Source organism: Nonomuraea soli, from assembly GCF_013761175.1.
GTDB lineage: Bacteria > Actinomycetota > Actinomycetes > Streptosporangiales > Streptosporangiaceae > Nonomuraea > Nonomuraea soli.
This window is the reverse complement of the sequence record NZ_JACDUR010000005.1, coordinates 992,737-1,018,729: the sequence shown is the minus strand read 5'-3', so window position 1 is coordinate 1,018,729 and position 25,993 is coordinate 992,737. Positions and strand designations below refer to the sequence as shown.

Sequence of the window (25,993 nt, the reverse complement as noted above, 5' to 3'; positions counted from 1 at the left end):
GCCGGGGACGCACCCGGCCGGCTCCTTCATGTGCGCGTCACGGCGGCCCGCCCCGCACACCGGCGTGGCGTCTCCCTGGACGGAGCCCGGCCCCGTGCGGCGGGCGGGGGTGACCCATGCGTGCCGTACGGGGCCGTGAAGCGTACGGCGGGCAGCCGGGGCAGGGAGGGCCGGACGACGGCCGCAAAAGCAGGCCAGGCCGGTCGCCAGGACGCGATTGGCCCGGCGCTAGGACGCGGTCGGGCGGTCGCCAGGACGTGGCTGGGGCGGTCGCCAGGGCGCGGTTGGCCGGTCGCCGGGGTGTGGCCGGTCGGTGAGCGTCGCCCGGAAACGCGGGCGGCCGGTGGCGGCGGTATGGTGGCGGGCGTGAGACGACCGGTGAGCCTGTTGGTCGCGGCCGCAGTGGTCGCGCTGGAGGGCGTGATCGCCCTGGCCCTGGGCGGCTTCGTCGCCGTGAACACCCTGCTCGGCGAGGCGACCGTGGTGACGACGGCGCTGGCGGAGGCGGCCTTCGGCCTCGGCCTGGGCGCCGGCCTGCTCTGGGTCGCCTACGGCGGCCTGCTGAAGGCGGAGCGGTGGGGGAGAGCGCCGGGCGTGCTGGCGCAGATCTTCCTCATCCCCGTCGCGGGAACGGTGCTGATGGAGCGCCCGGCGATCGGCGTTCCGCTCATCGTCATCGCTCTGGCAGGCCTGGTCGCCCTGTTGGCGCCGTCGACGACGCAGGCCCTCTACGGCGACTAGTCTTCCGCGGTCAGCCCCTCGCGCAGCTGGGCGAGGGTTCGCGCCAGCAGCCGTGAGACGTGCATCTGGGAGATGCCCAGCTCGTTGGCGATCTGCGACTGGGTCATGTTGCCGAAGAACCGCAGCAGCAGGATGCGCTTCTCCCGTGGCGGGAGGCGCTCCAGCAGCGGCTTGAGCGACTCGCGGTACTCGACCCCTTCGAGCGACTCGTCGACGATGCCGAGTGAGTCGGAGACGGCGGGCGCGTCGTCGTCACCCGAGTCGGGAGCGTCGAGGGAGACGGTGGAGTAGGCGTTGGCCGACTCCAGGCCTTCCAGGACCTCTTCCTCGGTCATCTTGAGATAGGCGGCCAGCTCAGCGACGGTGGGTGCGCGGCCCTCGCGCTGCGAGAGCTCGCTGATCGCCTTGGTGAGGCTGAGCTTGAGCTCCTGCAGGCGGCGGGGGACGCGGACGGCCCAGCCCTTGTCGCGGAAGTGGCGCTTGATCTCGCCGACGATCGTGGGCGTGGCGTAGGTGGAGAACTCCACGCCGCGCGCCAGGTCGAAGCGGTCGATCGACTTGATGAGGCCGATGGTGGCGACCTGGGTGAGGTCGTCGAGCCATTCGCCTCGGTTGCGGAAGCGGCGGGCAAGGTACTCCACCAGGGGAAGGTGCAGCTCGACCAGTTCGTCGCGGATCCGCTGCCGGCGGGGCTCGTCGGGACCGAGCTCGGAGAGCTCGGCGAAGAGCATGCGGGCTCGCACCCGGTCGGGGACGGCGGGCTCGCTGGTGGTGGCCATGGCTCCAATCCTTTCCGTCACGCCGGCCCTGCCCCATCGCGCGTCGCGCCTCGGCGCTTGCGCAGGACGATCGCCATGCGGTCGGGGGAGTCGGTCACGGCGTCGACCTCGTCGGCGAGCGCGGTGAGCACCATCCACGCGAAGTCATCGCGTTTGGGGGCGCTGCTGCCCACGGTGGCGACCTCGACTCGCACCTGCATCTCCTGGCCGGCGAGTTCGAACTCGGCGGTCAGATCCGTGCCGGGCACCGCCTCGCCCAGCAACATGGCGCAGGCCTCGTCGACGGCGATCCGCAGGTCCTCGATCTCGTCCAGGGTGAAGTCGATCCTGGCCGCGAGTCCTGCGGTGATCATGCGCAGCACGGACAAGTAGGCGCTGTCCGCCGGCAGCCGCGCGCTGACCACATCGCGGATCGCACCCACGCGGGTCTCGGTGTCCTCAGTCACGTTCCTCCTAGCCGTCCAGTGACGCTGTCTGCAACTTACCGCTATGCGGGGTACGTTGGCGGAGCGAGACTCGCCAAGAGCCAAAAAGGCCCCGGTTGGTAAACACCAACCGGGGCCCATTTGTGCCTTTACGCGGCCTTGGTCTCCCAGAAGATCTTGGAGATTTCCTCGATCTTGGAGAGCAGCTGGTCGGCGTCGGCCACGTCGACCTTGCCCTTGGCGCCGGCCGCGCCCGCGAGCTTGGTGGCCTCCCAGAACAGCTGGTGCAGCTGGGGGTACTGCTCCAAGTGGTTAGGCTTGAAGTAGTCGGTCCACAGCACCCACAGGTGGTGCTTGACCAGCTCGGCGCGCTGCTCCTTGATGATCAGCGCACGAGTGCGGAAGACCGCGTCCTCGTTGGCGTTGTACTTCTCCATGATCGCCTTGACCGATTCAGCCTCGATGCGAGCCTGAGCGGGGTCGTAGACGCCGCAGGGCAGGTCACAGTGAGCTGAAGCCACGTGCTTGGGTCGCAGCAGTCGTGCGAGCATCAGAAAGGTCCTTTCCTCTTGGTCCAGTACCGACCTTACTCGTGTGGCGGAGGCTAATCCCATGAGGGTGCGTGTCGAAGGGGACTCCATGCTGCCCGCTCTGGTGCCGGGCGACTGGCTTCTCGTACGGCGCCGCGTGGCGATCCGGCCGGGCGACCTCGTCGTGGCCAGGCTGCCGGGGGAGCCCGAACGGCTGATCGTCAAGCGGGCCCAGTGGCACGGCGACGAGGGCTGGTGGCTGGAGAGCGACAACCAGCGCGCATCGGGCAGGCGCGACAGCTGGGATTTCGGTCCGGTCAGCGACATCGTCGGGCGTGTCGTGCTGCGCTACTGGCCCCTGCGCATCCGCGGCCGGTGAGCCGGGAAGCCTCCTCAGGCGCCCTGGCGGCGGCGGGCGCGGTAGGCGGCCACGTTGGCCCGGCTGGAGCAGCGCTCGGAGCAGTAGCGGCGCGAACGGTTCGACGAGGTGTCGAGGAAGGCCTTGCGGCAGCTCTGGTCCTGGCAGCGCCCGAGCCGTCCGATGCCGAACTCGGTGACCATCACGGCCAGGCCCATCACGGCCTTCACATGGGCCTCGGCGGCGCCGTCGCTGCCGCCGTCGTCACTGAGGTGCAGGTGCCAGCCCAGCCCGTCGTGCCCCGAGATCTCGGGAAAGATCGGCCTGATGCGCAGCAGGGCGTTGAGCAGCTCGACGACCTCCTGCTCGGATCCGCGCTCGGCCGCGTCGAAGACCGCGGCCAGCTCGGGGTGGCCGCCTTCGTTGACCAGCCGGACCGCCAGCTCGGCGTAAGAGGTGAGGTCCATACCGACTATTACACCTCAGGTGGCTCCCCGCCGAACCACTGCTTGTACAGCCGCTCGTAGGTGCCGTCCTGCCTGGCGGCGTCCAGGGCCCGGTTGACGGTGCCGAGGAGGGCGTCGTCGCCCTTGCGCACCGCCATGCCGTACTGCTCGCCCGTGTCGAGGCTGCCGATGAGCTTGAGCTCGCCGGAGAGCTTGAACTTGGTCAGCCACACCGCCACCACCGGGCGGTCCTGCACGAGCGCGTCGACCTCGTCGGTCTGCAGGGCCAGCAGCTGCTCCATCGAGTCGTCGTACTCGACGGGCTCCAGCCCCTCCTGCCTGACGTAGTCGAGGCCGGTCGTGCCCGTCTGCACGCCGACCTGGTCGGCGTCCTTCAGCGACTTGACCTTGCTCTTCTTGCGGGTCAGCAGGGCCTGCGAGGCTTCGAAGTACGGCCTGCTGAAGTCGACCTGCCTCTGCCGCTCCGGGGTGATCGTGATGCCCGCCGCGGCCAGGTCGCACCGGCCCTCACGCAGCGCGCTGCCGTCGGAGATCGCGTCGAAGTCGACGTTGACGACCTCCAGGGGCTTGCCCGCCGCCTTGGCGACGAGCCTTGCCAGGTCGATGTCGAAGCCGACGATCGTGCCGTCCTGCTCGAACTCGAAAGGGTCGAACGGGGCGTTGGTGCACAGTTTCAGGGAGTTGCCGTGGGCGGTGTGCTGCTGCCCGGCCGTACCGCAGGCGGTCGCCAGGGACAGGGAGAGCAGCAGGACACCGGTCTTGCGAGGAAATCTCATCGTTCTTCCGGGTGGAGCACGCGGTGCAGGAACGTCCGCGTGCGTTCGTGTTGCGGGTCGCCGATCACCTGCGCGGGAGGGCCGTCCTCGACGATCACGCCGCCGTCCATGAAGACCACCCGGTCGGCCACCTCGCGGGCGAAGCCCATCTCGTGGGTGACGACCAGCATGGTCATGCCCTCCTCCGCCAGCTTGCGCATGACGGTGAGCACGTCGCCGACGAGCTCGGGGTCGAGCGCGCTGGTCGGCTCGTCGAAGAGCATCAGGGTGGGGTTCATGGCCAGGGCACGGGCGATCGCCACCCGCTGCTGCTGCCCTCCGGACAGCTGCGCCGGGTAGGAGTCGCACTTGTCGCCGATGCCGACCTTGTTGAGGTTCTCCCTGGCGACGATCTCCGCCTCCTGCGCGCCGCGCTTGAGCACCCGCTGCTGGGCGATCATGACGTTCTTGAGCGCGGTCATGTGGGGGAAGAGATTGAACTGCTGGAAGACCATGCCGATGTGGCGGCGGGCGGCGTCGATGTCGGCGTCGAGATGGGTCAGCTCGACGCCGTTGATGAAGACCTTGCCCTGGGTGGGCATTTCGAGCAGGTTCACGCAGCGCAGCAGCGTCGACTTGCCCGACCCCGACGGGCCGATGACACAGACGACCTGGCCGGGCTCGACGGTGAAGTCGATGCCCTGGAGCACCTTGTTGGAACCGAAGGACTTGTGCAGGTCCCTGACTTCGATGGCGTGGTTCATCGGCGCTTCTCCAGCCTGCGTGCGAGGTAGCCAAGCGGGATGGTGACCAGGAGGTAGGTCAGGCCGGCGACCATGATCGGAGTCGGGTTGGCGTTCTCCGAGGCCACGTCGTTGCCGAACTTGGCCAGCTCCACGAAGCCGCTCGACACGCCCAGGAACAGCACCAGGGACGAGTCCTTCAGCAGCGCCACGAACTGGTTGGTGGTCGGCGGGATGACGATCCTGATGGCCTGGGGGATCACCACGGTGAACTGGGCGCGCATGGGTGACATGCCCAGCGACCTGGCGGCCTCGGTCTGCCCCTTGGGCACGGCCTGCAGGCCCGCGCGGAAGATCTCGGCCTGGTAGGCGGTGCCGATCAGGCCGAGGCCCAGAATGGCCAGGCCGTAGGTGCCGCCGGGAACCTCGAACCCGGGCAGCGCCAGCGGCAGGAAGTTGAGCAGCACGAAGACCAGCAGGGCGGGAAGGCCCCTGAAGATCTCGATGTAGATGTTGGCGATCCAGCGGTACGGCCGGACCTCCGACAGCTTCATCAGCGCCAGCAGCAGGCCGAAGACGAAGGACAGGATGAACCCGCCCACCGAGTAGATGATCGTGTTCTTCAACGCGATCGTGAACAGGTCCGGCAGGGTCTTCTCGGCCACCTCCGGCTGCACGAAGAGCGCGAGGCTCTTCCAATCCGTGTAGAACGCGAGGAAGAGCGCCGCGGCACCCAGCACGACGTACTGGACGCCCCTGATGAGCTGCCGCTTCTTACGAGGGCTGAGCCGGGCGGGACCCGGCTCAGCCGTCGTCGTGGGGCTGGTCATCAGCCCAGCTCACCGGGCTTCTTGCCGAACCACTTCACGAAGATCTGCTCGTAGGTGCCGTCCTTCTTGGCGGCCTCGATGCTGTCGTTGATGGTCTTGAGGAGCACCGGGTCGGCGCCCTTCTTCAGGCCGATGCCGTACTGCTCGCCGGTGTCCAGCGAGGCGATCAGCTCGAACTTCTCGGCGATCTCCGGCTTCTTGAGCCAGGTGAGGACCACGGGCAGGTCCTGGACGATGACGTCCTCCTGGCCGGACTGCAGGGCGAGGAGCTCCTTGGCCGAGTCGGCGTACTCCTTCGGGTCGAAGCCCTTCTCCTTGACGTAGTCGAGACCCGTCGTGCTGGCCTGGGCGCCAAGCTTCAGGCCCTTGGCCTTGACGTCGTCCAGCGACGTGGCTCCGGTGCCCTTCTTGGCCAGCAGGGCCTGGGTGGCGTCGAAGTACGGCACGCTGAAATCGATGTTCGCCTTGCGCTCATCGGTGATCGTCATACCGGCGGCGGCGACGTCACACTTGCCCGACGCCATCGCGGCACCACTCTTGATGACCGCGAAGTCGATGTCGACGATCTCCTGGGTGAGGCCGAGCTTCTTGGCCGCGAGGTCCACGATGTCCACGTCAAAGCCGACGACCTTGCCACTGTCGTCCTTGAACTGGAACGGCTCGTAAGGAATGTTGGTGCAGGTGGTGAGCTTGCCCGCCTGGACAAGCTTGGGCCCGCCCGCAGCGGCGGTCGAGCCGGGCTGCGCGGTGTCGGTTCCACCGGACTGCGTGCCGCACGCGCTCAGCGCGAGGGCGGCGGTCAGCGCGGCGGCACCGAGGGCCAGGGTTCGGCGATTCAAGATGACCTCCATGAGATATGTCGTTTTTGACAGTTTATGGACTGCCAGATAGCGGTCAGTCACCGGGGATTTAACAATGTGTCAACGGAACCCCGGCGGCCGTGTGTGGCACAATCGAGAACCGGGTGACCCCCGGTTCCGCACACGAGACGACCACTCCTCGTCGCACGTTCCCTTCCGTCCAATGAAGTACAGGGGTCGCTGTGGCTGTCACCTCACTCGAAGATCTGGATCTCGATCCCGCTTTCGCCCTCCACCGGGGCGGCAAGATGGAGATCCGCTCGACCGTTCCCGTCCGCGACGCGGACGACCTCTCTCTCGCCTACACACCCGGCGTGGCCCGTGTCTGCACGGCCATCGCCGAGACGCCCGAGCTCGCCAACGACTACACCTGGGTCTCCAACGTGGTGGCGGTCGTCTCCGACGGCACCGCCGTGCTGGGCCTGGGCGACATCGGCCCGGCCGCCGCCATGCCCGTCATGGAGGGCAAGGCGCTGCTGTTCAAGCAGTTCGGCGGGGTCGACTCCGTCCCGATCTGCCTCGACTGCACCGACGTCGACGAGCTCGTCGAGACCGTCGTCAGGCTGGCGCCCTCCTTCGGAGGCATCAACCTCGAAGACATCAGCGCCCCGCGCTGCTTCGAGGTCGAAGCCCGCCTGCGCGAGCGCCTCGACATCCCCGTCTTCCACGACGACCAGCACGGCACCGCCATCGTGACCCTGGCCGCGCTCACGAACGCCGCCCGCCTGACCGGCAGGCCGCTGTCGGAGCTGCGCGCCGTGGTCGCGGGAGCCGGCGCCTCCGGCGTCGCGGTCAGCCGCATCCTGCTCGAGGCGGGCATCGGAGACATCTGCGTCTCCGACTCCCGTGGCGTGCTCTACAGCGGGCGCGAGGGGATGAACTCCTTCAAGGAAGCCCTCGCCTTCGACACCAACCGCTCAGGGAACACCGGCTCCACCGAGGAGGCTCTCGCGGGCGCCGACGTCTTCGTGGGCCTGTCGGGATCCACCGTGTCGGAGGACGCCATCGCCTCGATGGCGCCCGGTTCGATCGTGTTCGCCCTGTCGAACCCCGACCCGGAGATCCACCCGGTCGCCGCCCGCCGCCACGCCGCCGTGGTGGCCACCGGCCGATCCGACTTTCCGAACCAGATCAACAACGTGCTCGCCTTCCCCGGCGTCTTCCGCGGCGCCTTCGACGTGCGGGCCTCGACGATCACCGAGAACATGAAGGTGGCGGCCGCCAACGCGCTCGCCGCCGTGGTCGGCGACGATCTGTCGGCCGACTACGTCATCCCGTCGCCGTTCGACGCCCGGGTCGCCCCCGCCGTCGCCGGCGCGGTCGCCGAGCAGGCACGACTCGACGGGGTCGCGCGCATCTAGAGGGTCTCTCAACAGAGGGGTACGGCACGCATGCCGTACCCCTCTGTGCTGTGTTTAGGGAATGCCGAAACTCTCTTTACTCTTCGTGTTATAACTGATGCTCTCTGTAAGGGCTCATCTAGGAGAGCGATGGAACGCGAGCCCAACCAACTACTTCAGCAGCTCATCAACGAGGCGGGGTTCTCTCGCAAAGGGCTCGCCCGGCGCCTGAACGACCTGGGCTCCAGCCGCGGCATCCCCGGTCTGAAATACGACCACAGCTCCGTCCTGCGCTGGATCGGTGGTCAGCGGCCGCGAGAACCCGTTCCCTGCCTTCTCGCGGAGATCTTCGCTCTCCGGCTGGGCCGACCGGTCTTCCCGGAAGAACTGGGCATGCCGGTCATCACCACCCCCCTCCACCTCGGACAAGAGTTCACGCACACGTGGCGGGAGGGAGTCGCGACAGTGACCGCACTGTGGCGGGCGGACGTTGAACGGCGCAGATTCCTGGTCGATTCGACCTTCGCGATCGGAGCCGGGGCGGCAGGAGCGGTACGGTGGCTCACCGCGCCGTCCGGAGGCAGCCCGCACGGCACCGGCAGGCGCAAGGTCGGCCAGTCGGACGTTGCGGCCATCCAAGAGGTCACCCGATCCTTCAGCGAGCTCGACAACCGCTTCGGAAGCGGGCGAGTCCGCTCATCGGTCATCAAGTACCTCGACACCGCCGTCGCCCCGCTGCTGGCCGACGGCTCCTACTCCGAGACCACCGGGCGCGCCCTCGCCGGCGCCGCCTCCGAGCTCACCCGCCTGGCCGGCTGGATGGCCTACGACCTCGAACAACACGGCCTCGCCCAGCGATACCTCATCCAGGCGCTCAGGCTCGCGCGCAGCGCCGACGACCACTCGCTGGGCAGCGAGATCCTGTCGGGGATGGCGCACCAGGCCATCTACATGGGCCAGCCGTCGCACGCCCTCGACCTCGCCCGCGCCGCCCAACTGTCGGCGCAGCGCTCGGGTCACTCGACGCTCCTGTCAGCCGCCTGGGTCCTCGAGGCCCACGCCCACGCGGGCCTGAACGACTCGCGCGCCTGCTCGGCGGCGCTGTCATCGGCGGAGGCGGCCTTCGAGTCGCGCTCGTCCGAGTCGGAACCCGCCTGGCTGGGGTACTTCGACTCCGCCTATCTGTCGGCGAAGTTCTCCCACTGCTTCAGGGACCTGGGCGACGGCCTGCGGGCCGTGCAGTTCGCCAGGAAGTCGCTCGAGATGGACGGGCGTTATGTGCGGGGGCGGATGTTCAACCTGTCGCTGCTGGCCGGGGGGTTACTCCAGTGCGGCGAGGTGGAGGAGGCGTGTGCTGCGGCCACTGACGCGTTCTCGCTGGCCGGGGAGCTGCAGTCGGCTCGCACCCGGTCTTACGCTGCGGATCTGCGGCGGAGGCTGCAGCCGTACCGGAACGTGGCGTCGGTACGCGCTCTGTTCGGGCAGGACTTCGCCTCTGTCTGAGGCTTCCGGCTGAAGACGAAGCGAGGGCCCGGTCCGCGCATGACCGGGCCCTCTTCCCTTTACTTATCCCTTTAGTGAAAGGCGCTCCCCATAAGAGGTCTGTGACGCCCACACCGGAGGCACCATCCGGGGGCAGAGGACTGGGGAGCCGTAAAGGATCTTCATTGGCTTAAAAGCCCAGAGGGCTCGGCAATGCCGAGCCCTCTGGTTGGAACTTGCGGGTGAGGTTCAGGCCCCACCCACTGGTTGGAAAGGCCCCGATTAGGAGGCGTTGCCCGACCAGTTGTTGATCGCAGCGCTGTAGACCTGCTTCGTCTCACCGTCGAAGTACGGCGAGAAGATGGTGTCGTAGCGGTTGTTGCCGTCAGCGTCACCGTAGATCGCGGTGGTGACACCGTTGACGTAACCAACGCGCTTGGCGTTGCTGTACTGGTACAGCCACGGCGAGCCGTTGTAGCCGGGGGTCACGGCGCACTTGAGAGCGACGAGCTCCTCAGCCTTGTGGGTAGAGAGGCCCGCAGGGGTCTTGGCGCTGGTCTTGCCGTAGCACCACTTCGGCGTGTTGCCCGAGAAGGGCTTGCTGCCGTCCTTGTGCTCGGCGCCCGGGTACCCGAAGGTACGGACGTACTTGCCGGTCGGCTGGTTCCAGGCGAAGCCCTGGGCGCCGACGACGTCACCGAGACGGCCACCCTGAGTCCAGGAAGCGGCGGTCTTGATGGCGTAACCGACAGTCTTGAAGTACTCAATCGTGTCGGCCTTGGTGATGTACCACTGCTTCTTGTAGAACTGCTGCTTGGTCCAGTTGGCGCCATCGGCCTTGAGCTCGCCGAGGAAGCCGCCCTGGGCCTTCTTGGCCACCAGCGCGTCGTACTCCGCCTTGGTGATGTTCACCACGTGCGGGTTCAGAGCGTTGCCGGCCAGGTCGTAGCAGGTCACACCGTTGGTGAGGCAGGGCTCACCGTTGTTGGCCTTGTTGTCGATGTCCTTGAGCGTGTCGTACTCAGCCTTGGTGACTTCGATCCCAGCCAGGATCTTGGTCTCGCCAGCCTTGGCCACGTAGTCGTTGCCGACCGGGGTGGCCTCGTTCTTGGTGGCCTTGGTGGCGTGAGCGCTGCTCTCGGGGCCGTACTTCGACACCAGGGCGTCGTACTCGGCCTTGGTGATGCTGACGAGCTTGCGGTCCTTGTCACCCTTGTAGGCGTCCCACTCGGCCTGGGTGACTTCCTTCCAGGAAGACGGGGCCACGTAGATGCCGTTGTAGACGGTGACGAACGCGTAGTCGCGGTCGTAGTCCTCGTACACCGAGAAGTCGGAGTGGGTGTACGCGGTCTTGCCGACGTAGACGCCGTAAGGAGCCTTGTTCTGGTAGTGGCCGGGCACGAAGACCCAGTTCTCCAGAACGTCCTCGTTGCCAGCAACGTCGTAGACGCAGTGACCAGCGGTGGCCACCAGGTTCTTGTAGTTGCTCTGGATCGAGGTAGCGGAGCACCAGTAGAGGTCCTTGCCACCGTTCTTGGTGAAGAAGACCTTACCGATGGTCCGGGGGATGTTCACGTTGTGAACCTTGGTGACCTTGGTCTTCGGCTCACCGATGAGGCCCGGCTTGGTGTCGGTGGAGTAGCCACCGGTGTGCACCAGCTTGGAGACGGCCTTGTAGTCGTAGCGGTACTCGTCCGCCGCGGCAAGGGCCGCACCATTGGCAGCCAGCCAGAACTCAGCGGCAGCCTGGGCCTTGTCCGAGGACACCAGCGAGCCGACGTTGACGTCGGACTCAGCCTGGGCCGAGGTGGCCAGACCGGCCGCCAGCAGACCGGTGGCGAGCAGGGCGCCGCCGGCAGGGAGGAGGATGCGCTTCAAGGTAACTCCTTGCGCTGTCGTGAGGCGCCTCTTGCGCCCCATGCGTCAGTAAAGGGATAGCCAGGAACATACAGTGCCGATCTTGAAAACAGGAACCCGCTTTGGAGGGAAAAGGCGGGCCAAGTCGGGCGTGATCGTTCTGTGATGTTTAAGAGTCCGGAGCGCGTTGCGGGATCCATGGTTCGTTTGTGGGCATTTCCGCAGATCAGGATAAGAGAGTTGTTAGTGTTTCCTGTGTGACTGCAGCGACCCCGTGACGATGGGCAACGTCGCTGTGTGACGCAGATCACATCGACTCGATGGCACCAGATTCGGCTCCCGCGCGTCCAAAGAGCCCACAGATACGACGAAAGGGGCCTCGGCGTGAAGCCGAGACCCCTTCTTTGTGTCTCTAACCGTGAACCGTCGGTGACCGACGGCTCACAGCGGGTGCGAGATGCGTCAGCCGACGATCTTGCCGGACCACACGTTGGCCGCGGAGCGGTAGACGGTGGCGGTCTCGCCGTCGAAGTACGGCGAGGTGATGGTGTCGATGCGGTTGTTGCCGTCCTGGTCGGCGAAGGTGCTGGTGACACCGTTCACGTAACCGATGCGCTTGGCGTTGCTGTAGTTGTACAGCCAGGGGCCACCGTCGGCGCCCTCGGTCATCGAGCACCGGATGGAGACGTGCTCCTCGATCTTCTTGGCGGGCGCCTGCACGACCTTGGCGGAGGTCTTGCCGTAGCACCACTTCGGCGTCACGCCGGTGAAGTTCTTGTTGCCGTCCGGGTGCGCGAGGGCCGGGTAGCCGAACACGCGGATGTACTTGCCGGTGGGCTGGTTCCAGGCGAAGCCCTGACCGCCGACGTTGTCGCTGAGGCGACCGGCGTCGGAGACGGTCGCCTCGGGGACGATGTAGAAAGCGGTGGCCTTGAAGTAGTCGATCGTGTCAGCGACCGAGACGTACCACTGCTTCTTGTAGAACTGCTGCTTGTACCAGCCGCCGTTGGCCGCGGTCAGCTCGCCGTCGAAGCCGCCCTGGCTCTTCTTGGCGACAAGGGCGTCGTACTCGGCCTTGCTGATCGCAACCTTGTTGGGGTTGAGTTCGTTGCCGGCGAGGTCGTAGCAGACCACGCCACCAGGGACGCAGGGCTCGCCGTTCAGGGCTTCCTTGGCGACGTCCTTGAGGGTCGCGAACTCGGCCTTGGTGACCTCGACGCCCGCCAGGAACTTCGTCTCGCCCGACTTGGGCTTGTAGTCGTTGCCGACCTGCTGGGCGTCGTTCTTGCTGGCCTTGGTGGCGAGCATGCTGCTCTCGGCGCCGTACTTGGACACGAGAGAGTCGTACTCGGACTTCTCGATCTTCGTAAGGGTCCGGTCCTTCTCACCCTTGTAGGCGTCGTACTGCGCCTGGGTGACCTGGGTCTTCTTGCCATCGGCGATCTTGATGCCGTTGTAGACCGTCACGAACGCGTAGTCGCGGTCGAAGTCCTCGTAGACATCGAAGTCGTAGTGGGTGAACGCCTGCTTGCCGACGTAGATGCCGTAAGGCGCCTTGCCCTGGTAGTAGCCGGGGACGAAGACCCACTTCGACATGACGTCGGTGTTGCGGTCGACGTCGTAGACGCAGTGGCCGGCGGTCGAGACCAGGTTCTTGTACTTGGACTGGATCGCGGTGGCCGAGCACCACTTCTTCTCGCCCTTGCCGTTGACGAAGAACACCTTGCCGATGGTCTTCGGCAGGTTCACGTTGTGAACCTTGGAGGACTTGGCGACCGGGGTGCCGATGAGGCCCGGCTTGCTGTCGGCCGAGTAGCCGCCGGAGCTCTTGAGCTTGGTGACGTCCGAGTTGTCCCAGACGTTGGAGGCGGTCGCGGCCTTGAGAGCAGCGTTGTTGTTGTCCGCCCAGAACTCGGCGATCGCCTTGGCGGAGGCCGCGCTCTTGGCCATCGCGTCGGAGGCGACGTCGGGAGCGGCCTGAGCCGAGGCGGCGAGGCCGGCAGCCAGCAGGCCGGTGGCCAGGACGGCACCGCTGGCGGGGATGAGGATGCGCTTCAAGGGAACTTGCTCCTTGCTCTGTCGTGGGACGCAACTGGCGTCCCATGCGTCAGTAAAGGGACAGCAAGGAACATATCGGGGGATCTTCGCAGGTAAAAGCCACTTCGCAGCATCCGGAAGGCACGCTTACCCTCGTGACCGTGCCGTTATCTGTCAGAGGCCGCGCCGAGAGATGTCCGTTTTCGCGGCCCTAGCTGGGAATGTTACGGAAGTGTCTCGAGGGGTGTGAGCGAGGCGACACGGTGCGTGAATAGTAAAATGTGACTCAGATCACATGAGGAACATGGCACCGATTCGGGACCGGCCCCGTCTAACTAGGCTTATTGATCTACCTAAGCGTCACAAGCCCGTGTCCTACGACAAAAAAGGGCCCCCTTGAAGGAGGCCCAGGAGTGCGGAGATCAGGATCCGGCTGCGAGGTACACCGCGAGGGTGTCCTTGTTGAAGTACGGCGACGAGGTCCCGTCGTACACCCCGTTGGCCCCGCTGTACCAGGTGAGGCTGTTCACCCCGTTGAGCTTGCCCAGCCTGGTCCCCGCGTTGTACTCCATCAGCCACGGCCCCCCGCTGACCCCGCTGGTGAAGTTGCACGGCAGCAGCACCCCGTACTTCACCATGAAGCTGGGCGACTTCGTCCAGCTCGTGGTCCCGGTGCAGCTCTTCAGGCTGCGCCCGTCGAAGGGCCGGGTGCCGTTGGGCTGCGCGCCGGCCGGGTAGCCGAAGGCGTGCACCGTGTTCCCCGTCTTCCGCAGGATGGTCAGCCCCTGGCCGCCCACGTTGTCCTGCAGCTTGCCGACGGAGACCGGGGTCGGCTCGCCGTTCTTGTTCTCCCACTTGATCCCGGGGTGCACCGTGACGAACGCGTAGTCGTAGTCGTAGTCACCCGTCCACGGCCACTGCTCGTGGACGGCGACCGACGCGCCGACGTAGATGCCGTCGGGGGCGGATCCGTCGGGGCCGGGGTTGGGGACGAAGATCCAGTTGGATGCGGGCTTCAGGGTGCGGATGTCGTAGGCGCAGTGTCCCGCGGTGGCGACCACGCTGCCGTTCCTGGCGGCGATCGAGCTGGCCGAGCACCAGAACTCCTTGTCCCCGAAGGAGAAGAAGACCTTGCCGAAGGTGCGGGCGCCGCCCGAGGAGGGGGCGGCGGGCTCGACGTCGCGAGGGTCGACCTTGGAGGGGAGGGTGACGGGCTTGCCGTTGCCCGCCGAGCCCGCGGCGTCGCTCTTGGGGCCGGGCGTGGCCGGGCTGGCCTTCTCGGCCTCGGCGAGCTTCTGCGGGCTCCACTGCTTGAGCACCGACTTCAGCTGGGCGTCGGTCTTGGCCATGTCGATGGCGAAGACACGGTTGGCCGGAGCGGCGGCGGAAGCGGACGCGGGCACGATCCCGGCGAGGGCAGGCAGCATTAGCAGCGCGCCGCTGAGGGCGGCTGCCGCTAGGTGCCTGACTCGGGGGATCATGTAACTACCTTCCGTTCTGGGGTGATTTTTCCAGATCAACTGGACTATTGCAGCTCGGATCGAGATTCGTTATCTGGGCAACTATGCCCGAAGGCCCGTAAGCGCCCGGTGAAAGGCGCTTACGGGCCCTCAAAATGCCGCCTACGGCGTCCACTTCGGCGGGTTACCGGTCCACCGGTTCGCCGCCGCCTTGTAGATCTTGTAAGTGTCGCTGTTGAAGTACGGCGACGAGATGTGGTCGTACCGGTCGTTGCCGTCGGTGTCCCAGGCGACGCTGTTGACGCCGATGACGTAACCGGTCCGCGAGGTGTTGCGGTAGTTGTAGACGAACGGACCACCGCTCGCGCCCGCGGTGAAGCTGCACTTGAAGCCCACGTGCTCCTCGATGCGGAACTTGGCGGCAGCCGGCATCGGAGCCGTCTTGCCGTAGCACCACTTCATCGTGCGGCCCGTGTACGGCTTGTCGCCGTCGGGGTGCTCGCCGGCCGGGTAGCCGAAGGAGAAGACGTTGGCCTTGGTGCTGCGGTTCCAGGTGAAGCCCTGGCCGCCGACGTTGTCGCCGAGTCGGCCGATGAGCTTCTGGACCGGCTCCCAGCCGCCGCCGGGCAGCTTCTTCCACTCGACCTTGTAGCCGTTGAAGACGTTGACGAACGCGTAGTCGAAGTCGTAGTCCTCCTTCACCACGAAGTCGTCGTGCGCGTTGAAGGTCTTGGCCTCGTAGATGCCGTACGGGGCCTTGCCCTCCCATGCCTGGTTGCCGTCCCAGTACGACGGGATGAACACCCAGTTGGAGTGGAAGCGGTTGTACTTGGTGTCGTAGACGCAGTGCGCCGACGTGGCCACCAGGTTGCGGTACTTGCCCTGGATCGAGGTGGCCGAGCAGTACTTCCAGTCGCCCTTGCCGTCGATGAAGAAGACGCGTCCGACGGTGTTGGGCAGGTTGACGTGCTTGACCTTGGGCGACTTGGCGCCCTCCTGGCCGATCGGGGGCACGGATCCGGGCGGCCCGTCGGGGGTGGAGTTGGAGGCCTTGCCGCTGCGGCCGGTCACATCGAGGGCGTAGTCGGCGTTCTCGGCCTTGCGCAGTTTGTCGGGGGTCCAGAACGAGACCGCCGAACCGCTGGTGGTCGTCTTCGCCGCGGCGGAGACGACGTCGTCGGCCGACGCGCCGGCGTTGGCGGCGGGCAGGCTGACCAGACCGCTGAGGGCCGCGAGAGGGATCGCGACGCCCAGTGCCTTCCTTGCTCGGGACATGGTGGAGCTCCTTCCAGTTCTCGGCGGCCCAGAGCGGGGGACTGTCGCCCCGGATGGGCCAGGAAAACGAGCGAGACGCTAACGAAAGGCGCTCCCGGAAATCCATGAAACGACGTGAAAAAGTCTGGGACGGTTCCATCCTGTTATTGAAATAACCAGAGCGCATATATTCCGAGAAAGCATTTCCGCAGGTAGGAGGGGCTGGAAAATCTCACGAGAAACAGGCGCAACAAAGTGAACAATAGCCACTCGAATAATGTTCTGGTTAGATTGCGCCATGGATCCTCGCACCCCCTGTCTCATCGGTGTGGCCCAGCACACCGTTCGCGAGCAACCCGGACCCGAGCCCCTGGATCTCTGGGAACTGGTGGCCAGGGAGGCGGCCCGCGAGGCGCGGCTGCCGCTGCACCGGCTGGACTCGATCCAGATCGTCTACAGCGACTCCTGGCAGTACGACGCGCCCGCCGACCGCCTGGCCCGGCGGCTCGGCGCCGACCCGAGCCACCGCGTCTACTCGAAGGTCAGTGGTACGGCACCGCAGCTGCTCATCGGTGAGGCGGCCGCCCGCATCGCGCGGGGGGAGCTGGAGGCCGCGCTGGTGGTCGGAGCGGAGGCCCTGGCGACCCGGCGGGCCTACCGGCACAGGGGTGAACATGTGCCGTGGAGTCATGCGGCCCATCCCAAGCCGCCCTACGGCTGGGAACGCCCGCCGCATGCCAGCGAGATCGCGCATGAGCTGTTCATGCCGGTGCACACGTACGCGATCATGGAGACGGCTCGTCGCAAATCCAGAAATCTCGATCTAAAAGAAGAAATGCTGGACAGGGGCGAGATGATGGCCCCCATGACCGAGGTGGCCGCCGCCAACCGTCATGCGTGGCGCCGCAAGGTCATGACTCCCCAAGAGCTGGCCACCCCCACCGCCGCCAACCGTTTCGTCGGCTGGCCGTACACCAGGAACACGGTCGCGGTCATCGAGGTCGACCAGGCCGCCGCGCTCGTCCTGGCCAGCGCCGGACTCGCCGACCGCCTCAACGTCCCCCGCGACCAGCGGATCTACCTGCGCGGCTGGGCCTATGCCGAGGACACCTGGGAGGTGGCGGCCCGCCCGGAGCTCGGCGCCAGCGAGGCCCTCGGCCACGCGGCGCGTGCCGCCTTCGAACGCGCGGGGCTGGGCCTGGACGACATGAACGCGCTCGACCTCTACAGCTGCTTCGCCATCGCCCTGCGGCAGGCCTGCGACACGCTCGGGCTCGACCCGCTGGACCGGCGGGGGCTCACCGTGACCGGCGGCCTGCCGTACGCCGGAGGTCCGTCGAGCTGCTACGTGCTGCACTCCACGGCCACCATGGCCGCCCTGCTGCGGGACGGCGGGCACGGCCTGGTCACCGGCGTCGGCATGCACCTGACCAAGCACGCCTACGCGGTGTGGTCCAGCGAGCCCGGCACGGATCGCTCCGACGGCGTCCCGGTCTTCGTCGCCGATCCGGTGCCGATCGCCGACGTGCACGAGGGGCCCGCCACCGTCGCCGGCTACACGGTCGCGCACGACCGCGAGGGCCGTCCCGACAAGGGCATCCTGATCGTGGACCTGCCGGACGGCCGGCGTGCTCATGCTCTGGTACGGCAGGCGGACCTGATCGCCGACGCCCTCGGGCGCGAGCTCGTCGGCCAGGAGGTGCGCCTTTCGTCCGAGGGAGGCGTCAACCAGGCCGCCTGGTGATCAGGTTCGGATTTCGTGACGATTTCGCCAGATCTGGACCCTTGCGCGCGAGGTCCCACCTCAACTGAACTGGCGGCGTGAGCGAGCCGTTCGACGTCATCGAGGCGGGCAGCAAGGGCAGCAAGGGCCGCAGGCGGCGCCTCGGTGCCGCGCTGCTCCTGGTGCCGGCGGTCGTCGTGGTGATCGGCCTCCTGGCGACGCGCGGTTCCGGGCCCGCGGAGCCGAAGGCGAGCCCGACGCCGGCCCCGACGGCGTCCAGGGTGACGACGCCGAACGTCGTCAACCCCGAGGCCCGCCGCGACGGCGACGACGAGATCATCGACGTGGTCTTCCCCGACGGCACGCAGGCCGAGGTGCGCTACCCCCGTCAGCTGGGCCTGGCCGCGATGGGCGTGCGGCCGATGCTGGGCGGCTGGCTCGACGGCGAGATGACGCAGTACCGCCAGCTGATCGCCCCCTACGAGGGCCAGGCCGAGGTGAGCAGGGGCGGCCAGGCGCTGCGCGACCTGACCGGCAACGTCACCCTGTGGCCACGGCAGCCGGGCGGCGGCTCCGGGCAGGTGCTGCTGTTCGCGTTCGGCGACTGGCGCCTGGCCCTGTACGACCGGTCACAGGGGCTGACCTTCGAGCAGCGCATGACCTGGGCGCGCAACCTGACCGGCAAGGTGACGGACGATGGGTTCCTGGTGCTGTCGGCCAGGAAGCCGCTGCGCCTGGCCGAGCCGGGGGAGTCCGGATGGAACAGGGAGCCGGCGGGACCCCAGCTGTGGTTCGGTCCTCCGGACGGGCCGACGGTGGTCCTGGTGCCCACCCCGGTGTGCCGCGCGAACCCGCGCCCGCCGTCGGTGCTGATCGAGGCGCGCGGCCGCTTCACCTACCTGTGCCGCGACGGGCTCTCGATCGGCGCGTCGGGACCCGGCGACTGGGTGACCCAGGCAATCGAGGGCATCCGGGTCCGGCTCAAGTAGATTGCCGACATGTTCGCCGTAACCGCCACACAGACCGATCCCGACAACCCCCTGGCCGGGCTGACCCTGGGTGAGCATCCGGAGCCCAAGACTCCCGACGGGTGGACCACCGTCACGGTGAAGGCCGCCGCACTCAACCATCACGATCTCTGGACCCTCAAGGGCGTCGGCATCCGGCAGGACCGGCTGCCGATCGTGCTCGGCTGCGACGCCTCGGGGCTCGACGAGGACGGCAACGAGGTCATCGTGCACTCGGTGATCGGCTCGGGACCCGACGAGACGCTCGACCCGCGCCGGAGCCTGCTGTCGGAGACGCACGACGGCACCTTCGCCGAGCGGGTCGCCGTGCCCCGGCGCAACCTCGTGCCCAAGCCCGCCGCGCTCAGCTTCGAGCAGGCCGCCTGCCTGCCCACCGCATGGCTGACCGCCTACCGCATGCTGTTCGACAAGGCCGGGCTCGAGCCGGGCTCGACCGTCCTCGTCCAGGGCGCGGGCGGTGGCGTGGCCACCGCGCTGATCGCCCTCGGCCGCGCCGGCGGCTTCCGGGTGTGGGCGACCTCCAGGTCGGAGGAGAAACGCTCGAGGGCGCTGGAACTCGGCGCGGACCAGGTCTTCGAGCCGGGCGCGCGGCTTCCCGAGCGGGTCGACGCGGTCATGGAGACCGTCGGCCAGGCCACCTGGGACCACTCGCTGAAGTCGCTGCGTCCCGGCGGGCGGATCGTCGTCTCGGGTGCGACCAGCGGCGCCGTGCCGCCGGCCGACCTCAACCGCGTCTTCTTCCTGCAGCTGTCGGTCGTCGGCTCCACCATGGGCACCCGCGACCAGCTGCGGCGCCTGGCGGTCTTCCTGGAGCAGACCGGCGTGCGCCCGCTCATCGACCGGGTGCTGCCGTTGACGCAGGCCGCGGACGGCTTCGCCGCGATGGCCGGCGGTGACCTTTTCGGGAAGGTTGTCTTCAGCATCGAGTAAGCGAATACTTATGGCATGCAGACCTTCGGGCCCGGCTCGGTCCAATGGGACCTGGCCGGGGAGTACCGCAACCTGCTCGCCGCCGGAAGCGCACTGATCCTGCAGACCATGCATCCGGCCGTCGGCGCCGCCGTGCGGGAGCACTCCGACTACAAGAGCGACCCCTGGGGCCGGCTCAACCGCACCCTCACCTCGGTGCAGAAGTGGGTCTACGCCGACGGCCCCGCCGAGGGGGCGCGCCTGCGCGAGTTGCACCGCCCGATCAGCGGGATCGACGAGCAGGGCCGCGCCTACCACGCGCTGAACGGCGAGGCGTGGGCCTGGGTGCACCTGACGCTCTTCGAACGATTCCTGGCCGTTCAGCGGATCTTCGGCGGGCCCGTCGACACGGCCCGGCTGTACGAGGAGTTCATGCTGCTCGGCGACATCCTCCAGGTGCCGGAGCGCGAGGTGCCCGCCGACCTGGAGGCGTTCTGGGTCTACTTCGACCGCATGGTCGCCGACCGGCTCGAAGCGCACCCGACCGCGCTGGAGGTGCTGGCCGCCCTCAAGGCCACCCCCGCTCCCGCGGGGCTGCCCCGGGCGTTATGGCGGCCGTTCGGAATGGCCTCGGGTGAGTTCAACCAGTTCGTCACCGTAGGCACCCTGCCGCCCGCCGTACGCAAGAAGCTGGGCCTGTCGTGGTCCGTACGGCAGGAGCGGCGGTTACTGGCGCTGGGCCGGTCGGTCGCGGCCGTGACGCCGAGGCTTCCCGAACGGCTGCGCTACATGCCCATCGCCTACCGGGCACGCCGGGCGGCCTATCGGAGCTGATCGCGGATCTTCGTCGACGCGTCGTCGAGGACGGCGCGGCACTGCTCCAGCGACTGCCGGGTCAGGTTGCCCGCCGAGGCCTCCTGGCGCACCTGCGCCACGAAGTCGGCCAGCACCTCGCCCAGGGCGGCGTCGAGCTCCGCGCGGTTCTCCGGAGCGTCGCCGAACGTCGACCACACCCTGGCCCAGGTCTGCCGCCAGTCGCGCTCCTGCCAGTGGGTCCAGCTCCTCGACAGGTCGGGCGGGCGCACGTCCTTGGCCGCCTGCGTGAGCTCCTCGCGCAGCGAGCGCACGGTCGAGCGCACGTCCTCCTTGACCTCGCGGGCGATGTCCTGCACCGATTCGGTCAGGCTCTGCTCCAGGTCGGCCAGCTCGTCGAGGCGCGCGTGCAGCTCGGCGCGTCCCTTGTCGGTCAGGGAGAAGACCTTCTTGCCGTCGATCACCTCGTGGGTGACCAGGCCCTCCTCCTCCAGCCTGGCCAGGCGCGGGTAGATCGTGCCGGGGGAGGGGGAGTAGACGCCCAGGAACCTGTCCTGGAGCAGCCTGATCACCTCGTACCCGTGGCGCGGGCTCTCCTCCAGCAGCTTGAGCAGGTACAGCCGCAGCCGTCCGTGCCCGAAGACGGGGCTCATTCCTTCTCCCCCTTGATGAGCGCGACCCTGCCGCTGACGGAGTTGGCCGACACCTGCGCCATCCCTCCGCCGAGCCTTCCGCGCATGGTTCTCGAACCCGGCTTGCCGATGTGGTCCAGCCCCTCGAAGGAGGAGTTGAGCTCGCCGACGGTCGAGCGCATCGTCACGTCGGCGTCGACGTTGTGCGGGAGCCTGATCAGGCTGTCGCCGGAGACCGTGTTGACCGTGACGTGCCCGGTGGGCCGCAGGCGCAGGTCGGCGGTGATCCTGCCCGACACGGTCTTGGCCTTCAGCCTGCGCGGCGTGCCTCCGGCCACCGTCAGGTCGCCGGAGATGCTGGTGAAGGACAGGTCGCCCTCCATCGCCCTGCTCTCCAGGGCTCCGGAGACGGTCTCCGCCGAGACGTCGCCGCTCACGCCGTCGAGGACGATGTCGCCCGCGACGCTCTTCACCCTGGTCTTCCTGGTGAAGCCGGTGACCACGGCATGCGCGCTCACCACGCCCACGCTGACCTGGCAGCCGCTCGGGACCGTGATCGTCAGGTCGCAGTGTCGAGGCCCCGAGGGCTTCAGCCAGCTCAGCAGCCCGTCCCAGGTCAGATCCTGGTAGGCGACCGTCAGCGTGCCCTCGTCGTCGAGGGTGACGATCAGGGGGGCCGAGTCGATCTCCGCCACGTGAAGGGTGGGGGTCGCGTCGCTGGCCAGGACGTTCAGCCGTCCGGCCACCGTGCGCACGTTCAGCTCGCGGACCTCGTCGAAGGTCAGTTGCCGGGGCTCGTCAATCGTCCACTCCATACCTACACGATATGTCGCGTTTCCGAATATCTCAAGATATTACTCGTCTTCGTCGTCGAGTCGGGCCAGCCAGGTCGCCAGGCGCTCGACCTGAGTCTCGAACTCGGGGTTGAGATCGACGAACTCGCGCAGCCGCTCGCCCAGCCAGCCGAGGCTGACCTCCTCCTCGCCCCGCCGCTGGACGAGTTCCTCGATGCCCCTGTCGGTGAAGTACATACAGGTCACCCTAGTGGGGACGGCGAACGCCCCCGCCTTCCGGGGAAGACGAGGGCGTCGCGTGCTGACAGAGGTCAGAACAGCTGGTGGAGGATCTCCTCCAGCTCCCGGTCGTGGGCGGCGTGCGAGCCGACCGCGGGGGAGCTGTTGGCCGAGCGGCTGACCCTGCGCGGGGTGCGCCCGCCGAACAGGGCGGGGTTCTCCGCCAGCTTCAGGGTGAGGTACGGCCACGGCCCCATGTTGACCGGCTCGTCCTGCGCCCACACCAGCTCCACCTCGGAGCCGTAGCGCGCCAGCTCGGCGCTCAGCTCCTCCTGCGGGAACGGGTAGAGACGCTCCAGGCGGACGATGGCCACGTCGTCGCGACCGGACTTGTCGCGTCCCTGGACCAGGTCGTAGTACAGCTTGCCGGAGACCATCACGACCCTGGTGACCTTGCCCGGGTCGACGGTGGCGTCGCCGATGACGGGCTGGAAGGTGCTGGTGGTGAAGTCGGCCGCCTTCGAGGTGGCCAGCTTGTGCCGCAGGAGGGACTTCGGCGTGAAGACCACCAGCGGCTTGTGCCGTCCGGACTCGACCTGCCACCGCAGGAGGTGGAAGTAGTTGGCCGGGGTCGTCGGCTGGGCGACGGTCATGTTGTCGAGGGCGCAGACCTGCAGGAAGCGCTCGATGCGGGCGCTGGAGTGGTCGGGGCCCTGACCTTCGTAGCCGTGGGGAAGGAGCAGGACGACGCCCGACTTCTGGCCCCACTTCTGCTCACCGGACGAGATGAACTCGTCGATGATCGTCTGGGCGCCGTTGACGAAGTCGCCGAACTGGGCCTCCCACAACACCAGGGCGTCGGGACGCACGACGCTGTAGCCGTACTCGAAGCCCAGCGCCGCGAACTCGCTGAGCAGCGAGTCGTAGACGTAGAACTTCGTGGTGCCCTGGTTGAAGGTCTTCAGCGGGGTGTGCTCGCCGCCGGTGACGCGGTCGACCAGCACGGCGTGGCGCTGGACGAAGGTGCCGCGGCGGGAGTCCTGGCCGACCAGGCGGACCGGGTGGCCGTCGATGAGCAGCGAGCCGAAGGCGAGGGTCTCGCCCATGCCCCAGTCGATGCTGTCCTGCTCCACCATCTGGCCGCGGCGCTGGATGATCGGGCCCAGGCGCGGGTGGACGGTGAAGCCGTCGGGCAGGTTGAGCTGGGTGTCGACGATGCGCTTGAGCGTCTCGTCGGTGATCGCCGTCGGGGTGTCGTCGTGGCTCCACTTGACGACCTCGGTCGGCGGCACGCGCAGCTCGGCGTCGGCGGTCTCCTGCGGCTTCTTGGCCGCCTCGCGGACCTCGGTGAAGGCCTGCTCCAGCTTGGCCTGGTAGTCGCGCAGCGCCTGCTCGGCCTCTTCGACCGTGATGTCGCCGCGGCCGATCAGGGCCTCGGTGTAGAGCTTACGGGTGGAGCGCTTGGCGTCGATGATGTCGTACATCAGCGGCTGGGTGTAGGCGGGGTTGTCGCCCTCGTTGTGGCCGCGGCGCCGGTAGCAGATCATGTCGATCACGACGTCCTTGCGGAACGCCTGGCGGTACTCGTAGGCCAGCTTGCCCACGCGGACGACGGCCTCGGGGTCGTCGCCGTTGACGTGGAAGATCGGCGCCTGGATCATCCGCGCCACGTCGGTGGCGTAGACGCTCGACCGCGACGAGGCGGGCGAGGTGGTGAAGCCGACCTGGTTGTTGACCACGACGTGGACCGTGCCGCCGGTGCGGTAGCCGCGCAGCTGCGACAGGTTGAGCGTCTCGGCCACGACGCCCTGGCCGGCGAAGGCCGCGTCGCCGTGGACCAGGATCGGCAGGACGGTGAAGCCCTCCTCGCCGCGCTCCAGGAGGTCCTGCTTGGCGCGCACGACGCCTTCGAGGACCGGGTCGACCGCCTCGAGGTGCGAGGGGTTGGCGACCACGGAGGCGGTGATGGTCTTGCCGTTGTGGGCGGTGAACTGCCCGGTGGCGCCCAGGTGGTACTTCACGTCGCCGGAGCCGTGGGCGGTGCGCGGGTCGATGTTGCCCTCGAACTCGCCGAAGATCTGGGCGTACGACTTGCCCACGATGTTGGCCAGGACGTTGAGGCGGCCGCGGTGGGCCATGCCGATGACGACCTCGTCGAGCTGCTCGTCGGCGGCCTCACCGATCACCGAGTCGAGCAGCGGCACCAGGGATTCGCCGCCCTCCAGCGAGAAGCGCTTCTGCCCGACGAACTTCGTCTGCAGGAAGGTCTCGAAGGCCTCGGCGGTGTTGAGCCGCTCCAGGATGTGGAGCTGCTCGCCGCGGTCGGGCGACTTGTACGGCTTCTCCACCCGCGCCTGGATCCAGGCCCGCTCTTCGGGGTTCTGGATGTGCATGTACTCGATGCCGATGGTGCGGCAGTAGGAGTCGCGCAGCACACCCAGGATCTCGCGCAGCTTGGCCAGCGGCTTGCCGCCGAAGCCGCCGGTGGCGAACTCGCGCTCCAGGTCCCACAGCGTCAGGCCGTGCGACTGGATGTCGAGGTCGGGGTGCTTGCGCTGCTTGTACTCCAGCGGGTCGGTCTCGGCCATGAGGTGGCCGCGCACCCGGTAGGCGTGGATCAGCTCGATCACGCGAGCGGACTTGGCCACGTCGTCGTCGTGAGAGGTCGAGATGTCCTGGATCCAGCGCACCGGCTCGTACGGGATGCGCAGGGACTCGAAGACCTCGTCGTAGAAGCCGTCCTCGCCCAGCAGCAGACGGTGGATCTGGCGCAGGAAGTCGCCCGACTGGGCGCCCTGGATGATCCGGTGGTCGTAGGTGCTGGTCAGCGTCATGACCTTGGAGACGGCCAGGCGCGACAGCGTCTCGGGAGAGGCGCCCTGGTATTCGGCGGGATACTCCATCGCGCCGACGCCCACGATCGTGCCCTGTCCGGGCATCAGGCGCGGCACGGAGTGGACGGTGCCGATCGTGCCGGGGTTGGTCAGCGAGATCGTCGTGCCCTGGAAGTCGTCGACCCCGAGCTTGTTGCCGCGCGCCTTGCGCACGATCTCCTCGTAGGCCATCCAGAACTGGCGGAAGTCCATGTCGTCGGCGCCCTTGATGGAGGGCACCAGCAGCTGGCGTTCGCCGTTGCTCTTCTGCACGTCGATCGCCAGCCCGAAGCCCACGTGCTCGGGCTTGACCAGCGTCGGCTTGCCGTCGACCTCGGTGTAGGAGAAGTTCATCTCCGGCATGGCCTTCAGCGCCTTGACGATCGCGTAGCCGATCAGGTGCGTGAAGGAGACCTTGCCGCCGCGACCCCGCTTGAGGTGATTGTTGATCACGATGCGGTTGTCGATCAGCAGCTTGGCCGGGATGGCCCGGACGCTGGTCGCGGTCGGGACCGACAGGGAGAGGTCCATGTTCTGGGCCGTGCGGGCAGCGGCGCCCCGCATCTTGACTTCCTCGGCCCCTGCCGGAATCGGCGTGCTCACGGGAGGCTTGGCAACTTTCGGTGGGGTGGCCGCGGGTGCACTCGCGGCCGCTTTCGCTGGTGCGGGAGCCGCTGCGGGCGCGGTGGTCACCGGGCCGTTCGCCGCCTCCCTGACCGGGGTTCGGCCCGGTCCGTAATCAGGGTTGTAGTCAGCGAAGAAGTTCCACCAGGCCTTGTCCACAGACTCGGGATCCTGGAGGTACTTCTGGTACAGCTCGTCGACAAGCCACTCGTTCTGTCCAAAGCTTGCCAGCGGGTTTGACCGCGACGACTCTGACGACACGGCGGAAATCGCCCTCTTCCGCAGATCGGCGTTGATGTTAGAGAACCTGTCCAAGGCTACTCGCCCGAACTGGCAGGATGCGCCCGTCGGGCGAGCAGGGATGGCCCGATCCTCTCAGGACGATCCAAAGGAGTCACGTCTACCTAGTCAATCCGGGGGGTGTGCGCTTTATCACCTTTGAGTATCAACCTATGAAACG

Annotated in this window: 24 protein-coding genes; 8 read left to right on the top strand and 16 right to left on the bottom strand. The window is 67.6% G+C overall.

Annotated features, from left to right (window positions below):
• The first annotated feature begins 366 nt into the window (after positions 1–366).
• Positions 367–741 carry a hypothetical protein gene (locus HNR30_RS27945; protein ID WP_312894672.1) on the top strand — a complete coding sequence of 125 codons (375 nt, stop codon included), beginning with the start codon at positions 367–369 and terminating at the stop codon, positions 739–741.
• Here the strand turns inward: HNR30_RS27945 and HNR30_RS27940 are convergent.
• From HNR30_RS27940 to sodN, 3 genes are all read right to left on the bottom strand, one after another.
• Positions 738–1,520 carry an RNA polymerase sigma factor SigF gene (locus HNR30_RS27940; RefSeq protein WP_181612968.1) on the bottom strand — a complete coding sequence of 261 codons (783 nt, stop codon included), beginning with the start codon at positions 1,518–1,520 and terminating at the stop codon, positions 738–740. The genes HNR30_RS27945 and HNR30_RS27940 overlap by 4 nt on opposite strands.
• A 17-nt stretch (positions 1,521–1,537) precedes the next feature.
• Positions 1,538–1,966, bottom strand: coding sequence for an ATP-binding protein (locus HNR30_RS27935; protein WP_181612967.1), 429 nt, complete (start codon positions 1,964–1,966; stop codon positions 1,538–1,540).
• Positions 1,967–2,094: 128 nt separating this feature from the next.
• Positions 2,095–2,496 (bottom strand): superoxide dismutase, Ni, encoded by a 402-nt coding sequence (sodN, locus tag HNR30_RS27930; RefSeq protein WP_220134012.1) that lies wholly within the window; start codon positions 2,494–2,496, stop codon positions 2,095–2,097.
• Positions 2,497–2,539: 43 nt separating this feature from the next.
• On the opposite strand from sodN, the gene HNR30_RS27925 reads away from it, so the two are divergent.
• Positions 2,540–2,854, top strand: coding sequence for a S24 family peptidase (locus HNR30_RS27925; protein ID WP_312894671.1), 315 nt, complete (start codon positions 2,540–2,542; stop codon positions 2,852–2,854).
• A 14-nt stretch (positions 2,855–2,868) separates the two neighbouring features.
• Here the strand turns inward: HNR30_RS27925 and HNR30_RS27920 are convergent, their stop codons facing one another.
• Genes HNR30_RS27920 through HNR30_RS27900 form a run of 5 tightly spaced genes read right to left on the bottom strand, consistent with a single transcriptional unit; the run spans position 2,869 to position 6,467 of the window.
• Positions 2,869–3,300, bottom strand: coding sequence for a CGNR zinc finger domain-containing protein (locus tag HNR30_RS27920; protein ID WP_181612965.1), 432 nt, complete (start codon positions 3,298–3,300; stop codon positions 2,869–2,871).
• A gap of 8 nt (positions 3,301–3,308) precedes the next feature.
• The gene (locus HNR30_RS27915) at positions 3,309–4,076 is read right to left on the bottom strand and encodes a basic amino acid ABC transporter substrate-binding protein (protein WP_181612964.1); all 768 of its coding nucleotides are present in this window, start codon (positions 4,074–4,076) and stop codon (positions 3,309–3,311) included.
• On the bottom strand, positions 4,073–4,819 hold the full coding sequence (locus tag HNR30_RS27910; protein WP_181612963.1) for an amino acid ABC transporter ATP-binding protein: 747 nt from the start codon (positions 4,817–4,819) through the stop codon (positions 4,073–4,075). The genes HNR30_RS27915 and HNR30_RS27910 overlap by 4 nt, the downstream gene beginning before the upstream one ends.
• On the bottom strand, positions 4,816–5,628 hold the full coding sequence (locus tag HNR30_RS27905; RefSeq protein ID WP_181612962.1) for an amino acid ABC transporter permease: 813 nt from the start codon (positions 5,626–5,628) through the stop codon (positions 4,816–4,818). The genes HNR30_RS27910 and HNR30_RS27905 overlap by 4 nt, the downstream gene beginning before the upstream one ends.
• Positions 5,628–6,467, bottom strand: coding sequence for an ABC transporter substrate-binding protein (locus tag HNR30_RS27900; protein ID WP_246379214.1), 840 nt, complete (start codon positions 6,465–6,467; stop codon positions 5,628–5,630). Before HNR30_RS27900 ends, HNR30_RS27905 begins: the two co-directional genes overlap by 1 nt.
• Positions 6,468–6,670: 203 nt before the next feature.
• Between HNR30_RS27900 and HNR30_RS27895 the strand changes: the two genes are divergently transcribed.
• Complete coding sequence (locus HNR30_RS27895) at positions 6,671–7,849, top strand: NAD(P)-dependent malic enzyme (RefSeq protein WP_312894670.1); 1,179 nt, start codon at positions 6,671–6,673, stop codon at positions 7,847–7,849.
• Between the two features lie 129 nt (positions 7,850–7,978).
• The gene (locus HNR30_RS27890) at positions 7,979–9,331 is read left to right on the top strand and encodes an NsdA family TPR-like regulatory protein (RefSeq protein WP_181612960.1); all 1,353 of its coding nucleotides are present in this window, start codon (positions 7,979–7,981) and stop codon (positions 9,329–9,331) included.
• A gap of 261 nt (positions 9,332–9,592) precedes the next feature.
• On the opposite strand, the gene HNR30_RS27885 is transcribed toward HNR30_RS27890, so the two are convergent.
• From HNR30_RS27885 to HNR30_RS27870, 4 genes are all read right to left on the bottom strand, one after another.
• A complete protein-coding gene (locus HNR30_RS27885; protein WP_181612959.1) occupies positions 9,593–11,188 on the bottom strand; it encodes a trypsin-like serine peptidase in 1,596 nt (531 codons plus the stop codon).
• Positions 11,189–11,629: 441 nt separating this feature from the next.
• Entirely contained in the window at positions 11,630–13,225 is a 1,596-nt protein-coding gene (locus tag HNR30_RS27880) for a trypsin-like serine peptidase (RefSeq protein WP_181612958.1), read from the bottom strand.
• Positions 13,226–13,626: 401 nt separating this feature from the next.
• Positions 13,627–14,685, bottom strand: a complete 1,059-nt coding sequence (locus tag HNR30_RS27875; protein WP_181612957.1) for a trypsin-like serine peptidase — start codon at positions 14,683–14,685, stop codon at positions 13,627–13,629.
• 141 nt (positions 14,686–14,826) lie between these two features.
• Positions 14,827–15,939, bottom strand: a complete 1,113-nt coding sequence (locus tag HNR30_RS27870; RefSeq protein WP_181612956.1) for a trypsin-like serine peptidase — start codon at positions 15,937–15,939, stop codon at positions 14,827–14,829.
• 277 nt (positions 15,940–16,216) lie between these two features.
• Here HNR30_RS27870 and HNR30_RS27865 point away from each other — a divergent pair, with 277 nt between their 5' ends.
• The 4 genes from HNR30_RS27865 (at position 16,217) to HNR30_RS27850 (ending at position 20,412) form a co-directional block, all read left to right on the top strand.
• The gene (locus tag HNR30_RS27865) at positions 16,217–17,662 is read left to right on the top strand and encodes a TLP1 C-terminal extension domain-containing protein (RefSeq protein ID WP_181612955.1); all 1,446 of its coding nucleotides are present in this window, start codon (positions 16,217–16,219) and stop codon (positions 17,660–17,662) included.
• A gap of 77 nt (positions 17,663–17,739) precedes the next feature.
• A complete protein-coding gene (locus tag HNR30_RS27860) occupies positions 17,740–18,630 on the top strand; it encodes a hypothetical protein (RefSeq protein WP_181612954.1) in 891 nt (296 codons plus the stop codon).
• Between the two features lie 9 nt (positions 18,631–18,639).
• Complete coding sequence (locus tag HNR30_RS27855) at positions 18,640–19,599, top strand: zinc-binding dehydrogenase (protein ID WP_181612953.1); 960 nt, start codon at positions 18,640–18,642, stop codon at positions 19,597–19,599.
• A gap of 15 nt (positions 19,600–19,614) precedes the next feature.
• Complete coding sequence (locus HNR30_RS27850; RefSeq protein WP_181612952.1) at positions 19,615–20,412, top strand: oxygenase MpaB family protein; 798 nt, start codon at positions 19,615–19,617, stop codon at positions 20,410–20,412.
• On the opposite strand, the gene HNR30_RS27845 is transcribed toward HNR30_RS27850, so the two are convergent.
• From HNR30_RS27845 to HNR30_RS27830, 4 genes are all read right to left on the bottom strand, one after another.
• Positions 20,400–21,044, bottom strand: coding sequence for a PadR family transcriptional regulator (locus tag HNR30_RS27845; RefSeq protein ID WP_181612951.1), 645 nt, complete (start codon positions 21,042–21,044; stop codon positions 20,400–20,402). The two genes, HNR30_RS27850 and HNR30_RS27845, sit on opposite strands and share 13 nt — an antisense overlap.
• Positions 21,041–21,838 (bottom strand): DUF4097 family beta strand repeat-containing protein, encoded by a 798-nt coding sequence (locus tag HNR30_RS27840; RefSeq protein WP_181612950.1) that lies wholly within the window; start codon positions 21,836–21,838, stop codon positions 21,041–21,043. The genes HNR30_RS27845 and HNR30_RS27840 overlap by 4 nt, the downstream gene beginning before the upstream one ends.
• A 39-nt stretch (positions 21,839–21,877) precedes the next feature.
• A complete protein-coding gene (locus HNR30_RS27835; RefSeq protein ID WP_181612949.1) occupies positions 21,878–22,054 on the bottom strand; it encodes a DUF6104 family protein in 177 nt (58 codons plus the stop codon).
• 74 nt (positions 22,055–22,128) lie between these two features.
• The gene (locus HNR30_RS27830; protein WP_181612948.1) at positions 22,129–25,794 is read right to left on the bottom strand and encodes a multifunctional oxoglutarate decarboxylase/oxoglutarate dehydrogenase thiamine pyrophosphate-binding subunit/dihydrolipoyllysine-residue succinyltransferase subunit; all 3,666 of its coding nucleotides are present in this window, start codon (positions 25,792–25,794) and stop codon (positions 22,129–22,131) included.
• Positions 25,795–25,993 lie beyond the last annotated feature (199 nt).

Coding starts and splice junctions, on each gene's coding strand:
- HNR30_RS27940 (WP_181612968.1), bottom strand. CDS start 1,520: ATGGCCACCACCAGCGAGCCCGCCGTCCCCGACCGGGTGCGAGCCCGC.
- sodN (WP_220134012.1), bottom strand. CDS start 2,496: ATGCTCGCACGACTGCTGCGACCCAAGCACGTGGCTTCAGCTCACTGT.
- HNR30_RS27920 (WP_181612965.1), bottom strand. CDS start 3,300: ATGGACCTCACCTCTTACGCCGAGCTGGCGGTCCGGCTGGTCAACGAA.
- HNR30_RS27915 (WP_181612964.1), bottom strand. CDS start 4,076: ATGAGATTTCCTCGCAAGACCGGTGTCCTGCTGCTCTCCCTGTCCCTG.
- HNR30_RS27910 (WP_181612963.1), bottom strand. CDS start 4,819: ATGAACCACGCCATCGAAGTCAGGGACCTGCACAAGTCCTTCGGTTCC.
- HNR30_RS27905 (WP_181612962.1), bottom strand. CDS start 5,628: ATGACCAGCCCCACGACGACGGCTGAGCCGGGTCCCGCCCGGCTCAGC.
- HNR30_RS27890 (WP_181612960.1), top strand. CDS start 7,979: ATGGAACGCGAGCCCAACCAACTACTTCAGCAGCTCATCAACGAGGCG.
- HNR30_RS27875 (WP_181612957.1), bottom strand. CDS start 14,685: ATGATCCCCCGAGTCAGGCACCTAGCGGCAGCCGCCCTCAGCGGCGCG.
- HNR30_RS27870 (WP_181612956.1), bottom strand. CDS start 15,939: ATGTCCCGAGCAAGGAAGGCACTGGGCGTCGCGATCCCTCTCGCGGCC.
- HNR30_RS27865 (WP_181612955.1), top strand. CDS start 16,217: ATGGATCCTCGCACCCCCTGTCTCATCGGTGTGGCCCAGCACACCGTT.
- HNR30_RS27855 (WP_181612953.1), top strand. CDS start 18,640: ATGTTCGCCGTAACCGCCACACAGACCGATCCCGACAACCCCCTGGCC.
- HNR30_RS27850 (WP_181612952.1), top strand. CDS start 19,615: ATGCAGACCTTCGGGCCCGGCTCGGTCCAATGGGACCTGGCCGGGGAG.
- HNR30_RS27845 (WP_181612951.1), bottom strand. CDS start 21,044: ATGAGCCCCGTCTTCGGGCACGGACGGCTGCGGCTGTACCTGCTCAAG.
- HNR30_RS27840 (WP_181612950.1), bottom strand. CDS start 21,838: ATGGAGTGGACGATTGACGAGCCCCGGCAACTGACCTTCGACGAGGTC.
- HNR30_RS27835 (WP_181612949.1), bottom strand. CDS start 22,054: ATGTACTTCACCGACAGGGGCATCGAGGAACTCGTCCAGCGGCGGGGC.